Genomic DNA, 15,234 nt, shown 5'->3' with positions numbered 1-15,234 from the left:
AGCGCTTGCTGACCGGGTTATCGCGTGTCGGCAACCGGCGAGCAGCATTGAAATTGATCTCGATTGTAACGGTATGCACCTCAGCGGCTGGCTCACGCACGTGCAGTCTGACGGGCTGCTACGCTGGCGCCCATCTATGCTCAGCGTTTCACATGGCCTGCAACTCTGGCTCGAACATCTTGTCTACAGTGCGAGTGGTCACGAAGGCGAAAGCCGGTTGTTTGTACGTAAGGACGGCGAGTGGCGCTTCCCGCCGATGGAGCCTGAGCAGGCGTTGACGTATCTGTCGCTTTATATTGAAGGTTATCGTCAGGGCATGAACAAGCCTCTGCTTTTGCTGCCTGAAAGTGGGGGGGCATGGATAAAAGCCTGTTACGACGCGCAGAATGATGCCATGTTAACGGATGAGGCTTCGCTCCAGAAAGCGCGCAGCAAGTTTTTGCAGGCCTACGAAGGGAACATGATGGTACGTGGCGAGGGCGACGATGTCTGGTATCAACGTTTATGGCGAACGCTGGAGCCAGAATATTTCGACATTATCACGGAAGAGGCGCAACGCTACCTGTTACCGTTGTTCAAATTTAAGCAGTCCTGAGTGCTGTATAAAAATTGCACAGTACGGGGTGTTCATTTATGATGCACCTCTTATCACGGACTGATGTACCCAAAGAAAGAGATGCTGGCGTGTCCAGCACGCACGTTGTTAATGATGTAGCCGTGATAAAGAGGTCGTAATGCCAGGCAGCACCTTGTTCAAAGCGTTTGTTTTGTTTATCGCCCTTTGGGCTCCCGTCACTCAGGCCGATTCCGGTTGGCAACCTGTCCAGGAAACAATCCGTAAGAGCGATAAGGACACCCGTCAGTATCAGGCGATTCGTCTTGATAACGGGATGACCGTGCTGCTGGTTTCCGATCCTCAGGCGGTTAAATCGCTCTCTGCACTGGTTGTGCCGGTCGGATCGCTGGAAGATCCTGACGCCCATCCGGGACTGGCGCACTACCTTGAGCACATGACGCTGATGGGGTCTAAAAAATACCCACAGCCTGACAGCCTGTCCGAATTTCTGAAAATGCATGGCGGCAGCCACAACGCCAGCACTGCGCCGTATCGTACCGCGTTTTACCTGGAAGTGGAAAATGATGCGCTTGACGGGGCGGTGGACCGTCTGGCGGATGCCATCGCCGCACCGCTGCTGGATAAAAAATATGCTGACCGGGAACGCAACGCCGTAAACGCCGAACTGACGATGGCGCGCACGCGAGACGGTATGCGCATGGCGCAGGTTAGCGCTGAAACCATCAATCCGGCGCATCCGGGTTCGCGCTTCTCAGGCGGTAACCTTGAAACGCTGAGCGACAAGCCGGGTAGCCCGGTGCTCGATGCGCTGCATGCGTTTCGTGAAAAATACTATTCCGCCAATCTGATGAAAGCGGTTATCTACAGCAATAAACCGTTGCCGACGCTGGCAAACATGGCTGCGCAGACCTATGGCAGGGTGCCAAATAAAAATATCGATCTGCCGCAGATTAACGTGCCGGTTGTCACGGACGCGCAAAAAGGCATTGTTATTCACTATGTGCCGGCCTTGCCGCGCAAGGTGTTACGCGTTGAATTCCGTATTGATAACAACACGGCGCAGTTCCGCAGCAAAACCGACGAGCTGGTGACTTATCTTATCGGTAACCGCAGCCCGGGTACGCTCTCCGACTGGCTGCAAAAGCAGGGGCTGGTGGAAGGTATTCGCGCTGACTCCGATCCCGTCGTAAACGGGAATAGCGGCGTGCTGGCCATCTCCGCGACGCTGACCGATAAAGGGCTGGCTCACCGTGACGACGTCGTTGCGGCCATTTTCAGTTATCTCTCTCTGCTGCGCGACAAAGGCGTCGATAAACGCTACTTCGACGAGCTGGCGCACGTGCTGGATCTCGATTTCCGCTATCCCTCTATTACGCGTGATATGGACTACGTCGAGTGGCTGGCAGATACCATGATCCGCGTGCCGGTGGAACATACGCTGGATGCGGTAAATATTGCCGATCAGTATGACGCCGGGGCGCTCAAAGCGCGTCTGGCGATGATGACTCCGCAGAATGCCCGCGTCTGGTATATCAGCCCGAACGAACCGCATAACAAAATGGCCTACTTCGTTGATGCCCCGTATCAGGTTGAAAAAATCAGCGAACAGACCTTCGCGGGCTGGCAGAAAAAGGCGGGGGAAATTGCGCTGAAGTTACCGGAGCTTAACCCCTACATCCCGGACGATTTCTCGCTGATCAAACCTGCAAAGGCCTATCCGCATCCGGAGCTGATTGTTGATGAGCCGACGCTGCGCGTGGTCTACACCCCAAGCCGCTATTTCGGCGACGAGCCAAAAGCGGATGTCAGCGTAGTGCTGCGTAATCCTAAAGCAATGGACAGCGCCAGAAACCAGGTGCTGTTTGCGCTTAACGATTATCTGGCCGGTATTGCCCTCGATCAGCTCAGCAACCAGGCTGCCGTTGGCGGTATCAGTTTCTCCACCAATGCCAATAACGGCCTGATGGTGAATTCCAACGGCTATACCCAGCGTTTGCCGCAGCTGTTCCAGGCGCTGCTGGACGGTTATTTCAGCTATACGCCTACGGAAGAACAGCTCGAGCAGGCTAAGTCCTGGTATGCCCAGATGATGGATTCTGCCGAGAAGGGTAAAGCCTACGATCAGGCGATTATGCCAGCACAGATGTTGTCCCAAATTCCTTATTTCCAGCGCGAAGATCGCCGCGCGTTATTGCCCTCAGTCACCTTAAAAGAGGTGCTGGCTTACCGTGATTCGCTGAAAACCAATACTCGTCCGGAGTTCCTGGTTGTAGGGAACATGAGCGAAGATCAGGCTAAAACGCTGGCACAAAACGTGCGTGCGCAACTGGGTTCAAAAGGCGATGAGTGGTGCCGTAACCAGGATGTGCTGGTAGAGAAAAAGCAGAATGCGATCTTCGAAAAAGCGGGAAGCAGCACGGATTCCGCGCTGGCCGCGGTGTTTGTCCCTGTCGGATATGACGAATTTACCAGCTCTGCCCAGAGTGCGGTGCTCGGTCAAATTATTCAGCCGTGGTTTTACAACCAGCTGCGCACCGAAGAGCAGCTGGGTTATGCGGTATTCGCTTTCTCGATGAATGTGGGCCGTCAGTGGGGGTTGGGCTTCCTTCTGCAAAGCAGCGACAAACAACCTGCTTACCTGTGGCAACGTTATCAGGCATTCTTCCCGCAGGCGGAAGCAAAACTGCGCGCCATGAAGCCGGAAGAGTTTGCCCAGATCCAGCAGGCGGTTATCGCCCAGGTGATGCAACCGCCGCAGACGCTGGGTGAAGAGGCCTCGCAGCTGAGCAAAGATTTTGATCGCGGTAATATGAAATTTGATTCGCGTGATAAAATAGTGGCCGAAATAAAACAGCTGACGCCACAAAAAGTTGCCGATTTCTTCCATCAGGCGGTAGTTAAACCGCAGGGTATGGCCATCCTGTCTCAGGTTTCTGGCAGCCAGAACGGGAAAACGGACTACGTAAAATCAAAAGAGTGGACCGTCTGGAAGAGCGTCAGCGCGCTGCAACAAACTATGCCCTGGAGTAAGAAAGAATGACCCATACCGCTGAGCCGCTTGATCCCCTAAGTTTACCTCTACAGGGTGAGCGACTGATTGAAGCCTCAGCGGGAACGGGAAAAACCTATACCATCGCCGCGCTCTATCTGCGTCTGCTGTTGGGGCTCGGCGGCAACGCCGCTTTTTCGCGCCCGTTAAGCGTGGAAGAGCTGCTGGTGGTAACTTTCACCGAAGCGGCCACTGCCGAGCTGCGTGGCCGTATTCGCAGCAACATTCATGAGCTGCGCATCGCCTGTCTGCGTCAGACGACGGATAACCCCCTCTACGCGAGCCTGCTGGACGAGATTGCGGATAAGCAACAGGCTGCGCAATGGCTGCTGCTGGCCGAACGGCAAATGGATGAAGCGTCCGTCTTCACCATTCACGGTTTTTGTCAGCGCATGCTGAGCCTGAATGCGTTTGAATCCGGCATGCTCTTTGAGCAGCAGCTTATTGAAGATGAATCCGAGCTTCGCTATCAGGCCTGTGCGGATTTCTGGCGTCGTCACTGTTATCCGTTGCAGCGCGACATTGCTGAAGCGGTTCACGCCCTGTGGAAAGGTCCGGAAGAGCTTCTTCGCGCCATCGACCGTTACCTGCAAGGCGAAGCGCCGGTCATTAAATCTCCTCCGCCTGCCGATGAAACGCTGGCCTCGCGCCATGAAAAGATCGTCGCCAAAATTACCGCGCTTAAGCAGAAGTGGAATGAGTCGGTTGGTGAAATTGATGCAATCATCGAAAACTCAGGCATCGACAGACGCAAGTTCAACCGTGGGAACCAGGGGAAGTGGATCGAAAAGATCAGCGCCTGGGCCCAGGAGGAGACGCGGGGTTACCAGCTTCCGGACGCACTGGAAAAATTTTCGCAGCGCTTTTTGACCGAGCGAACCAAAGCCGACGGTATTGTGCCTGAGCATCCCCTGTTTGTGGCGATTGAAGCGTTGCTTGCGGAGCCATTAACGCTCAATGACCTGATGATCACCCGCGCCATGACGGAGATCCGCCAGGCAGTCGCGCGCGAAAAACGTCGCCGGGGCGAGCTGGGGTTTGATGACATGCTGAGCCGCCTGGACGAAGCCCTGTCCAGCGAGAATGGTGAAGCGCTCGCCAGCGCGATCCGTACCCGTTTTCCGGTGGCGATGATTGACGAATTTCAGGACACCGACCCCCAGCAGTACCGCATTTTTCGCCGCATCTGGCGACAGCAGCCCGACACTGCCCTGCTGCTGATAGGCGACCCTAAACAGGCCATTTACGCCTTCCGTGGGGCAGATATCTTCACCTATATGAAAGCCCGTAGTGAGGTGGTCGCGCATTACACGTTAGATACCAACTGGCGCTCCGCTCCGGGGATGGTTGAGAGCGTCAATGCGCTGTTCAGCCGTATGGAGACGGCGTTTATGTTCAATGAAATCCCTTTCCTGCCGGTGAAATCCGCCCCAAAAAACGCATCCCTGCGCTTCGAAGTCAGCGGTGCGGTACAACCCGCCATGACCTTCTGGCTGCTTGAGGGGGAAGGCTATGGCGTTGCCGATTATCAGGCGGCGATGGCCCAGCACTGCGCCGCGCAAATCCGTGACTGGCTAAGCGCAGGCGCGCGCGGCGAGGCACTACTGTGGAAGGGGGAACAGGCATATCCTGTAAAGGCCTCTGATATTACCGTGCTGGTGCGCAGTCGTCAGGAAGCGGCGTTAATCCGCGATGCGCTAACGTTGCTGGATATTCCGTCAGTGTATCTCTCTAACCGCGACAGCGTGTTCGACACGCTGGAAGCCCAGGAAATGCTCTGGTTGCTTCAGGCGGTGCTGGCGCCGGAGCGCGAAAATACGCTTCGAAGCGCGCTGGCCAGTTCTATGCTGGGGTTGAACGCACGGGATATTGATGAACTCAACCATGACGAAAACGCATGGGATGCGGTGGTAGAAGAGTTTGTCCATTACCGTGAACGCTGGCAAAAGCGCGGCGTCATGGCGATGCTGCGCGAGCTGATGACACGGCGTCAGATTGCCGAAAATATGCTGGCGACATCCGGCGGTGAAAGGCGTCTGACCGATATTTTACACATCAGCGAACTGTTACAGGAAGCGGGTACCCAGCTTGAAAGTGAACATGCCCTTGTGCGCTGGCTGGCGCAGCAAATCGCGGATCCAAACAGTAACTCTTCAAGCCAGCAGATGCGTCTTGAGAGCGATAAGCATCTGGTGCAAATCGTCACCATTCACAAATCCAAAGGTCTCGAATATCCGCTGGTCTGGCTGCCTTTCATCGCGAACTACCGGGTTCAGGATCAGGCCTTTTACCATGACCGCGAGACTTTCGATGCGGTGCTCGATCTCAGCAAGGCGGAGACCAGCGTTGAACTGGCAGAAGCGGAGCGTCTGGCGGAGGATTTGCGCCTGCTTTACGTGGCGCTGACCCGTTCTGTCTGGCATTGCAGCCTGGGCGTCGCCCCGGTTTTCCGCCGTCGCGGGGAGAAAACAGGGGAAAGCGATTTCCATTTAAGCGCGTTAGGGCGGCTTATTCAGCGTGGCGAGCCGAAAGATGCGGCGGGGTTGCGCCTCTGCATTGAGTCGCTCTGCGGTGACGATATCGCGCTGCATATCCCGTCTCTGCCAGACAATAGCCGCTGGCAAATGGCGCAAGAGCCCGCGACCGACCTTAATGCGCGCCAGATCACGCGGGTGCTTGCCGACGACTGGCGCGTCACCAGCTATTCTGGCCTGCAACAGCACGGGCAAAGTATTGCGCTGGATCTCATGCCGAAGCTGGACGTGGATGCCGCAGGGGTGGGTGATATTCCGGTTGAACCGACGTTAACTCCGCATCAGTTCCCACGCGGCGCGTCGCCGGGCACCTTTTTGCACAGCCTCTTTGAAGAGCTTGATTTTACTCAGCCTGTCAGTGAGGAGTGGGTGCTGAAGATGTTACAGAGCGGGGGCTATGACGCGCACTGGCAGCCCGTTCTCACTGACTGGATCAACGCCATTTTGCAGGCGCCGCTGACTGAGCAGGGCTTCGCTCTTCGTCAGCTAACGGCCAGAAATAAACAGGTTGAGATGGAGTTTTATCTGCCTGTCGCAGGCCCGCTTAAGGCCGACGCGCTCGATGCGCTTATCCGTCAGTACGATCCGCTCTCAGCCGGTTGCCCGCCGCTGAACTTCCGTCAGGTGCAGGGCATGCTGAAAGGCTTTATCGACCTGGTCTTCCGTCACGAAGGACGGTACTACCTGCTGGATTACAAATCGAACTGGCTGGGCGAGAACAGCGAAGCCTATACCCAGCAGGCGATGGCGGCAGCCATGCAAATGCATCGCTACGATCTGCAATATCAGCTCTACACGCTAGCGCTGCACCGCTATTTGCGCCACCGTATTGCGGATTACCGCTACGACGATCATTTTGGTGGCGTCATCTACCTCTTCTTGCGCGGGGTCGACGCTGCCGATCCGCGCTCCGGGATCTTCAGCACCCGTCCGGATGCGGAATTGATTAATAAAATGGATAACCTGTTTGCAGCAAACACGGAGGAGATGGCATGACGATGCAGGACTTATTGCTGGAAGCGGTAGAGCAACGCGTGCTGCGTCAGCTGGATGTGCAGTTTGCCATGATGATTGCCGCTGACCAGCCCGCCGTGATGCTTGCCGCTGCCCTATTAAGTAAAGACGCCGGAGAGGGGCATGTGTGTCTGCCGCTCTCGCGTCTGGTTGTTGACGAGAAAATGCCGCCTGTCCTCCAGTCCTGCTTTGCGCTGCTGGGGGAGAGGGTGGACTGGCAGAAAATTTTGCGCGAATCGTCGGCCGTCGGGCCGGGAGAAAACCAGGCGCCGCTGATCCTGACGGGGGAGCGCTTATATCTGAACCGTCTGTGGCGAAACGAACTGACGGTAGCGCGTTTCTTTAGTGAGACCAACGCGCCGCTTCCCTGCGACGAAGCGCAGCTTCGCCAGACACTGGACAGGCTGTTTGACTCCGGTGAGCCTACAGACTGGCAGAAAGTGGCGGCGGCCGTCGCCCTGACGCGGCGGATTTCGGTGATTTCAGGTGGCCCGGGGACCGGGAAAACCACGACCGTCGCAAAGCTGCTGGCAGCCCTGATCCAGCTATCAGGCGAGCAGCGATGTCGTATTCGTCTGGCGGCGCCCACCGGGAAAGCAGCGGCGCGACTGACCGAATCACTGGGCGGTGCGATGCAACAGCTGCCGCTCACTCAGGAGCAGCTTGCGCTTTTCCCGGGTGAAGCGAGTACCCTGCACCGTCTGCTCGGCGCGCAGCCGGGTAGCCAGCGGCTGCGCTACCATGCGGGTAATCCGCTGCATCTGGACGTGCTGGTGGTGGATGAAGCCTCCATGATTGACCTGACCATGATGTCGCGCCTGATCGATGCTCTGCCGCCGCATGCGCGCGTGGTTTTCCTGGGCGATCGCGACCAGCTCGCCTCCGTGGAAGCCGGGGCGGTACTGGGGGATATCTGTACCTACGCCAGCTACGGTTATACCGCCGCGCGGGCGCAGGAGCTTGCCCGCCTGACCGGCTGCTCGCTTGAACCCGATCACTCGCCGGTCGCAGGCGCACTGCGTGACAGCCTGTGTCTGCTGCAAAAAAGCTACCGTTTCGGTAGCAACTCCGGCATCGGCCAGCTGGCTGCGGCGGTCAACCGTGGCGATCGGCATGCCACGCGCACGGTGTTTGACGGCTCTTTCACTGACATTGAAAAGAAATCGCTGCAAAGCGGGGAAGAGTATCAGGCTATGCTTGAGGAGGCTCTCCAGGGATACCAGCGTTTTCTGAGCTGCGTGCAGCAGCGCAGTCAGCCCGGGCAGGTCATTGCCGCATTTGGCGAATACCAGCTTCTGTGCGCATTGCGGGAAGGGCCGTTCGGCGTTGCGGGCCTGAACGACAGGCTGGAGCAGCTGCTGGTGCAGAAACGCAAAATTAACCGTCAGCAGCATTCGCGATGGTATGAAGGCCGGCCAGTGATGATCTCCCGCAACGACAGTACGCTGGGGCTGTTCAACGGGGATATCGGTATTGCGCTCGATCGCGGTAACGGTTTGCGCGTCTGGTTCCAGCTACCGGACGGCAGCGTGAAGTCCGTCCAGCCCAGCCGTCTGCCAGAGCATGAAACGGCATGGGCGATGACGGTACACAAGTCTCAGGGCTCAGAGTTCAACCATGCGGCGCTGATCCTGCCGACACAGCTTTCGCCGGTCGTAACCCGTGAGTTGGTCTACACCGCCGTTACCCGTGCGCGCCAGCGTCTGTCGCTGTATGCGGATGAACGCGTGCTGGGTCAGGCGATTGCCACTCGCACCGAGCGCAGAAGCGGATTAAGCGCGATTTTTGAATCTGTCTGAGTAATCACCCTCTCCGACAGGAGAGGGTGATTGTTATCCCAGGTCCGCCATTAACACCTTCGAGCGGCGCTGGTAGTTGTACATCTCTTTCTTACTTTCCGGCAGCGAATCAATATCCACCGGCGTGAAGCCGCGCTCCTGGAACCAGTGAATGCTGCGCGTGGTGAGCACGAACAGCTTGCTCAGACCCATCTGGCGCGCCTGTGCCGCCACGCGTTCAAGCAGCAGTTCCCCCCGCGAGGAGCTACGGTAATCCGGGTGCACGGCAACGCACGCCATTTCGCCAATCTGCTCTTCCGGGAACGGATAAAGCGCCGCACAGGCAATGGTCAGGTTATCTCGCTGGATGATGGTGAACTTGTCGATCTCCATCTCCAGCTGCTCGCGGGAGCGGCGAACCAGAATGCCCTGTTGTTCCAGCGGACGGATCAGCTCCAGAATGCCGCCGATGTCATTGATGGTGGCACGGCGGATCTGCTCGGCGCTCTCCATTACGATCTGCGTACCGATCCCGTCCCGGGAGAACAGTTCCTGCAACAGCGCGCCGTCTTCCTGATAGCTGATCAGGTGGCTGCGGCGTACCCCGCTGCGGCACGCTTTGACGGCGCCGCGCAGAAAACGCACGGTACCGGAATAGTAATCGCCTTGTGCTTCCAGCGCTTCGACGCGCGCCTGGGCTTCATTCGGAAAAAGTTCTGGCACAATCACGCCCTCATCGTTCACGACACCCTGTGAGGAGCAAAAGCCGATCATTTTTTCCGCTTTCAGCTTGATGGCCAGCTGGGTGGCAATCTCTTCTGAGGTCAGATTAAAACTTTCACCCGTTACGGAAACGGCAACGGGTCCCATCAGGACGATCGCGCCATTGTCTAACTGGCGGTGAATGGCTTCTTCATCAATGCGCCGGATGCGGCCGCTGTGGCAGTAATCCACGCCATCGTCCACGCCGAGCGGCTGAGCGATGATAAAGTTGCCGCTCACCACGTTGATGTGCGCGCCCTGCAGCGGCGTATTACTCAGGCTCATCGACAGGCGGGCGGTGATATCGAGCTGCAACAGACCCGCCGCCTGTTTGACCAGTTCGAGGGTTTTCGCATCCGTCACGCGGGTATGTTTGTGGTAGATCGGCTCATGGTGATGGGCGGCCAGGTTGGCTTCGATTTGCGGACGTGCGCCATACACCACCACCAGACGGATGCCGAGGCTGTGCAGCAGGCCGATATCATTGACGATACTGGAAAAGTTCTCATGCTCAATGGCTTCGCCGCCAAGCATGATGACAAAGGTTTTCCCCCGATGGGTGTTGATATAGGGAACAGAATGGCGGAATCCCTGGACCAGTTCGGTTCTGCGTTCCTTAACCATGACACAACCCTTAATGAATGTTTATTCGTTATTTATGTATTTTTATTCGATTGTGGCCGCGTGTGCAAGCCAAAATTTTCTGCGACACACAGAAAATAATAAGTAATCCGTGCGTTAACGTATGATTGTTTACCCTTTTATAGATGACAGTTTATGCGTCATTCGTTAAAGTTTTCGGTCAATTTGGGCGTTTTGTTCATCAATCAGATTTCTTGCTCGGGAGAAGCATGTCGGGATCCAATTCAGCAATAAGCCGCCGCCGCCTGTTAAAAGGGGCCGGGGCGATGTGGTTGCTTAGCGTCAGCCAGGTGGGTCTTGCCGCCACAAGCCAGGTAGTCGCGGTGCGCGTCTGGCCGTCGTCGACCTATACGCGCGTGACGGTCGAGTCCAACCGCGTGCTGAAATACAAACAATTTGCCCTCAGCAATCCTGAACGTGTGGTGGTTGATCTCGAAGGTGTGAATCTCAACTCCGTGCTTAAAGGCATGGCGGCGCAGATCCGTGGCGACGATCCTTTTATCAAATCGGCGCGCGTCGGGCAGTTCGATCCGCAAACCGTGCGCATGGTGTTTGAGCTCAAGCAGAACGTGAAACCGCAGCTCTTTGCCCTTGCGCCTGTTGCCGCCTTTAAGGAGCGCCTGGTAATGGATCTCTATCCGGCGAATGCAACGGATATTCAGGACCCGCTCCTGGCGTTACTTGAAGATTACAACAAAGGCGATCTCCAGCGGCAGGTCCCACCTGCGCAAAGTGGTCCTAAGCCGGGCAGGGCGGGGCGCGATCGTCCGATTGTGATCATGCTCGATCCTGGCCACGGCGGAGAAGATTCCGGCGCCGTTGGGAAATATCACACCCGCGAAAAAGATGTGGTGCTGCAAATTGCCCGTCGTCTGAAGGCGTTAATCGACAAAGAGGGCAATATGCGCGCCTACATGACGCGCAACGAAGATGTCTTTATCCCGCTGAAGGTCCGCGTGGCGAAAGCGCAGAAGCAGCGCGCGGATCTGTTTGTCTCTATTCATGCGGATGCCTTCACCAGCCGCCAGCCGAGCGGATCGTCGGTGTTTGCCCTGTCAACGAAAGGGGCGACCAGTACCGCCGCGAGATACCTGGCGGACACGCAGAACGCCTCGGATTTAATCGGTGGCGTGAGCAAAAGCGGGGATCGTTACGTCGACCATACGCTGTTTGATATGGTGCAGTCGCTGACCATTACCGACAGTCTGAAGTTTGGTAAAGCGGTGCTGGGCAAACTGGGCCGGGTCAACAAGCTGCACAAAAACAGCGTCGAGCAGGCCGGATTTGCAGTACTGAAAGCGCCAGATATTCCGTCCATTCTGGTCGAAACCGCGTTTATCAGTAACGTGCAAGAGGAACGCAAGCTCAAGACGGCTAAATTCCAGCAGGAAGTGGCGGAGTCGATTCTGGCGGGTATTCGGGCCTATTTCTCAGACGGGGAAACGCTGGCGCGGCGGGGATAGGGTATTACGCCGGGTATCTCGCCCGGCACTTTCACAAACGGCAGATACAAAAAAACACCCTTAAGGGTGTTTATTGTTTTAAGAAGTGTTGGTTGCGGGGGCCGGATTTGAACCGACGACCTTCGGGTTATGAGCCCGACGAGCTACCAGGCTGCTCCACCCCGCGTCCGTCTTTCTACACTTGTAGAAACTTACTTCTTCAAATTTGATTGGTTGCGGGGGCCGGATTTGAACCGACGACCTTCGGGTTATGAGCCCGACGAGCTACCAGGCTGCTCCACCCCGCGTCCGTCTTTCTACAGTCGTAGAAGATACTTCATCAAATTTTAATTGGTTGCGGGGGCCGGATTTGAACCGACGACCTTCGGGTTATGAGCCCGACGAGCTACCAGGCTGCTCCACCCCGCGTCCGTGGAAGCGCACTATACTCGGATAGGTTTGTGATGCAACCCCTTTTTCGCATAATTCATTATTTTGTATGCAAAATGAACGGGAATAGCCACTTTGGACTATTTTTTGTCCAGAATTTGCCAAAGGGAAGGCGATCGCATTTCATTACCACGGTGGGTTTGTTATCTTCATCACGCGGAATTGGGCAACTAAAAGACGAGATATAATGAAAGGACGTTGGGTGAAGTATCTGATGACAGGCGCAATGGTAGCGATTCTTGCGGCCTGCTCTTCCAAACCGACCGATCGCGGTCAACAGTATAAAGACGGGAAGTTATCCCAGCCTTTCTCTTTAGTTAACCAGCCAGATGCCGTGGGTGCTCCAATCAATGCCGGGGATTTCTCCGAGCAGGTATACCAGATCCGCAAAGCGTCGCCACGCCTGTATGGCTCACAGAACAACGTTTATAGTGCAGTGCAGGACTGGCTGCGTGCTGGCGGTGATACGCGCAATATGCGCCAGTTTGGTATTGACGCGTGGCAGATGGAAGGGGCGGATAACTACGGTAACGTTCAGTTTACCGGCTACTACACCCCGGTTGTCCAGGCACGACACACGCGTCAGGGCGAATTCCAGTATCCGATTTACCGCATGCCGCCAAAACGCGGTCGTCTCCCGTCCCGCGCTGAAATCTATGCCGGTGCGCTTAGCGAAAATTACGTGCTGGCCTACAGCAACTCGCTGATGGATAACTTCATCATGGACGTGCAGGGCAGCGGCTATATTGATTTTGGCGACGGCTCGCCGCTGAACTTCTTTAGCTATGCCGGGAAAAACGGCCATGCCTATCGCAGCATCGGTAAGGTGCTCATCGACCGTGGTGAAGTGAAACGAGAAGATATGTCGATGCAGGCGATCCGCGAGTGGGGCGAAAAACACAGCGAAGCGGAAGTGCGTGAGCTGCTTGAGCAGAATCCATCGTTTGTCTTCTTCAAACCGCAGAACTTTGCGCCGGTGAAAGGGGCGAGCGCCGTCCCGCTGATTGGCCGCGCTTCTGTGGCATCGGATCGTTCGATTATCCCGGCGGGTACTACGCTGCTGGCGGAAGTCCCTCTCCTCGACAACAACGGCAAATTCAACGGCAAGTATGAATTACGCCTGATGGTGGCGCTGGACGTGGGCGGGGCGATTAAAGGTCAGCACTTCGATATTTACCAGGGCATCGGCCCGGATGCCGGCCACCGTGCAGGCTGGTATAACCACTACGGGCGCGTGTGGGTGCTGAAGACAGCGCCGGGTACCGGGAACGTATTTAGCGGCTGAGTGTGGTATTCTGAGCGCAAGACGGATTACGGTTCAGGGTGAGGAATACCTCACCCTTTTTATATCTGAGGTTTTATGTCTGTGGTAATCAGCGATGCCTGGCGCCAGCGTTTCGGCGGCACGGCACGGTTATACGGTGAAAAAGCCCTGCAACTGTTCGCGGATGCGCATGTCTGCGTGGTGGGCATTGGTGGCGTGGGTTCGTGGGCGGCAGAAGCGCTGGCGAGAACCGGCATTGGCGCAATTACGTTGATTGATATGGATGACGTCTGCGTCACTAACACTAACCGTCAGATCCACGCCCTGCGTGATAACGTCGGTCTGGCGAAGTCCGAGGTGATGGCGGAGCGTATTCGTCTCATCAACCCGGAGTGCCGCGTAACGGTGATTGACGACTTTGTGACGGCAGATAACGTCGCGGAGTACATGAGCAAAGGCTACAGCTATGTGATTGACGCCATCGACAGCGTGCGGCCAAAAGCGGCGCTGATCGCTTACTGTCGTCGTTACAAGGTGCCGCTGGTGACAACGGGCGGCGCGGGTGGACAAATTGATCCGACGCAGATCCAGGTGGCAGATCTGGCGAAAACCATTCAGGATCCACTGGCCGCTAAGCTGCGCGAGCGCTTAAAAAGCGACTTCAACGTGGTGAAGAACAGTAAAGGCAAGCTGGGCGTGGACTGTGTGTTCTCGACAGAAGCGCTGGTTTATCCGCAGGCGGATGGTTCGGTCTGTGCAATGAAAAGCACGGCGGAAGGGCCAAAGCGGATGGATTGTGCCTCAGGGTTTGGAGCGGCCACCATGGTGACCGCCTCCTTCGGCTTTGTGGCGGTCTCTCACGCCCTGAAGAAGATGATGGCGAAGGCGGAACGTCAGGCCTGAGCCTGACGGGCGGCATCCAGCACCGCGTCGTTTAGCGCAATCAGTCCCTGACCGCGCGAGGCGCTAAGCTGCGTGCGAAGTCCCAGCTCATCAAACAGCGCCAGCGGAGAATGCACCAGCAGCTCTGCGGCGCTTTTCCCTTCGATTGCGGTCAACAGCACGGCCAGCAGACCGCGAACAATGCGTCCCTCGCTGTCGCCGAAGAAATGCAGTTTCTCACCGGATATGCTAAACCCAAGCCAGACGCGGTTCTCGCAGCCAGCTATCTCCTTCGCCTGCGATTTCAGTTCGTCTGACAGCGTGGGCAACTGTTTGCCCAGCAGGATCAACTGACGATATTTATCTTCCCACTGCGTGAGCGGGACGAAGGTCTGTTTTAACGTCTCTTCAGTGATAACGGTGCCGAACGGATGCCCGGCTAAGGCTGAACTTGTCATTAATCCACCAGTAATTCCAGGGCGCGGTCGACGGCGGAAACCAGCGCGTCGACGTCACTTTTTGTGTTGTACGGTGCAAACGAGGCGCGCAGGGTACCGCTCACCCCCATGGCCGCCAGCAGCGGCTGGGCGCAGTGCTGTCCTGCGCGCAGGGCAATGCCGTATCCGGCAAGCAGCGTCACCATGTCGCTATGGTGTACGCCCGCAAAATCAAAGGCGAGCAGGCTGGAGTCCTGGACGCGGAACGAGCGAAACCCGGGGCGTTTCTTAAGCTCTTCTTCTGCCAGCGTCGCCAGGCCCCGGCTCCAGCTTTCAGCCTGAGCCACGTCCGTATCTGCGAGAAATTCGAGCGCTGCGCTCAGACCGATAACCCCTGCCACGT

9 protein-coding genes, 3 tRNA genes and 1 pseudogene are annotated in these 15,234 nt (G+C 56.6%); 7 read left to right on the top strand and 6 right to left on the bottom strand.

Annotation, left to right across the window (positions count from 1 at the left end; translation table 11 throughout):
• The 4 genes and pseudogenes from recC to recD all read left to right on the top strand — a co-directional run.
• Positions 1 to 595: pseudogene (gene recC / locus HP459_RS14140) on the top strand (exonuclease V subunit gamma); the annotation flags it as partial.
• Between the two features lie 139 nt (positions 596 to 734).
• The gene (gene ptrA / locus HP459_RS14135) at positions 735 to 3,617 is read left to right on the top strand and encodes a pitrilysin (protein ID WP_171936363.1); all 2,883 of its coding nucleotides are present in this window, start codon (positions 735 to 737) and stop codon (positions 3,615 to 3,617) included.
• The gene (recB, locus tag HP459_RS14130) at positions 3,614 to 7,156 is read left to right on the top strand and encodes an exodeoxyribonuclease V subunit beta (RefSeq protein ID WP_022649229.1); all 3,543 of its coding nucleotides are present in this window, start codon (positions 3,614 to 3,616) and stop codon (positions 7,154 to 7,156) included. Before ptrA ends, recB begins: the two co-directional genes overlap by 4 nt.
• Positions 7,153 to 8,973 (top strand): exodeoxyribonuclease V subunit alpha, encoded by a 1,821-nt coding sequence (gene recD / locus HP459_RS14125; protein WP_046618689.1) that lies wholly within the window; start codon positions 7,153 to 7,155, stop codon positions 8,971 to 8,973. The genes recB and recD overlap by 4 nt, the downstream gene beginning before the upstream one ends.
• 33 nt (positions 8,974 to 9,006) lie before the next feature.
• Here recD and argA read toward each other — a convergent pair whose 3' ends face one another.
• The gene (argA, locus tag HP459_RS14120; protein WP_022649227.1) at positions 9,007 to 10,338 is read right to left on the bottom strand and encodes an amino-acid N-acetyltransferase; all 1,332 of its coding nucleotides are present in this window, start codon (positions 10,336 to 10,338) and stop codon (positions 9,007 to 9,009) included.
• A 227-nt stretch (positions 10,339 to 10,565) separates the two neighbouring features.
• Here argA and amiC point away from each other — a divergent pair, with 227 nt between their 5' ends.
• Positions 10,566 to 11,819: an N-acetylmuramoyl-L-alanine amidase AmiC gene (amiC, locus tag HP459_RS14115; RefSeq protein WP_022649226.1), complete on the top strand. Its 1,254-nt coding sequence runs from the start codon at positions 10,566 to 10,568 to the stop codon at positions 11,817 to 11,819.
• Positions 11,820 to 11,908: 89 nt separating this feature from the next.
• Here the strand turns inward: amiC and HP459_RS14110 are convergent.
• The 3 genes from HP459_RS14110 to HP459_RS14100 all read right to left on the bottom strand — a co-directional run bounded on the left by HP459_RS14110 (position 11,909) and on the right by HP459_RS14100 (position 12,227).
• Positions 11,909 to 11,985 (bottom strand) — tRNA-Met (locus tag HP459_RS14110).
• Between the two features lie 44 nt (positions 11,986 to 12,029).
• Positions 12,030 to 12,106, bottom strand: a tRNA-Met gene (locus HP459_RS14105).
• 44 nt (positions 12,107 to 12,150) lie between these two features.
• Positions 12,151 to 12,227 (bottom strand) — tRNA-Met (locus HP459_RS14100).
• 208 nt (positions 12,228 to 12,435) lie between these two features.
• Between HP459_RS14100 and mltA the strand changes: the two genes are divergently transcribed.
• Both mltA and tcdA read left to right on the top strand, forming a co-directional pair.
• Positions 12,436 to 13,533 (top strand): murein transglycosylase A, encoded by a 1,098-nt coding sequence (mltA, locus tag HP459_RS14095; RefSeq protein WP_022649225.1) that lies wholly within the window; start codon positions 12,436 to 12,438, stop codon positions 13,531 to 13,533.
• Positions 13,534 to 13,608: 75 nt separating this feature from the next.
• A complete protein-coding gene (gene tcdA, locus HP459_RS14090) occupies positions 13,609 to 14,415 on the top strand; it encodes a tRNA cyclic N6-threonylcarbamoyladenosine(37) synthase TcdA (RefSeq protein ID WP_006811804.1) in 807 nt (268 codons plus the stop codon).
• Here tcdA and csdE read toward each other — a convergent pair.
• Complete coding sequence (gene csdE, locus HP459_RS14085) at positions 14,406 to 14,852, bottom strand: cysteine desulfurase sulfur acceptor subunit CsdE (protein ID WP_023298505.1); 447 nt, start codon at positions 14,850 to 14,852, stop codon at positions 14,406 to 14,408. The genes tcdA and csdE overlap by 10 nt on opposite strands.
• Positions 14,852 to 15,234, bottom strand: a 383-nt coding sequence (locus HP459_RS14080; protein WP_171936362.1) for an aminotransferase class V-fold PLP-dependent enzyme, incomplete at its 5' end; no start/stop codon positions are given. The genes HP459_RS14080 and csdE, both read right to left, overlap by 1 nt.

This window comes from Enterobacter sp. CM29 (genome assembly GCF_013179605.1).
Taxonomy (GTDB): Bacteria; Pseudomonadota; Gammaproteobacteria; order Enterobacterales; family Enterobacteriaceae; genus Enterobacter; species Enterobacter intestinihominis.
This window is presented reverse-complemented; position numbering and strand designations above follow the sequence as displayed.

Excerpts from the sequence above, each read along its gene's own strand:
- recD (WP_046618689.1), top strand. The coding sequence starts at position 7,153 with ATGACGATGCAGGACTTATTGCTGGAAGCGGTAGAGCAACGCGTGCTG.
- amiC (WP_022649226.1), top strand. The coding sequence starts at position 10,566 with ATGTCGGGATCCAATTCAGCAATAAGCCGCCGCCGCCTGTTAAAAGGG.
- recB (WP_022649229.1), top strand. The coding sequence starts at position 3,614 with ATGACCCATACCGCTGAGCCGCTTGATCCCCTAAGTTTACCTCTACAG.
- csdE (WP_023298505.1), bottom strand. The coding sequence starts at position 14,852 with ATGACAAGTTCAGCCTTAGCCGGGCATCCGTTCGGCACCGTTATCACT.
- mltA (WP_022649225.1), top strand. The coding sequence starts at position 12,436 with ATGAAAGGACGTTGGGTGAAGTATCTGATGACAGGCGCAATGGTAGCG.
- ptrA (WP_171936363.1), top strand. The coding sequence starts at position 735 with ATGCCAGGCAGCACCTTGTTCAAAGCGTTTGTTTTGTTTATCGCCCTT.
- tcdA (WP_006811804.1), top strand. The coding sequence starts at position 13,609 with ATGTCTGTGGTAATCAGCGATGCCTGGCGCCAGCGTTTCGGCGGCACG.
- argA (WP_022649227.1), bottom strand. The coding sequence starts at position 10,338 with ATGGTTAAGGAACGCAGAACCGAACTGGTCCAGGGATTCCGCCATTCT.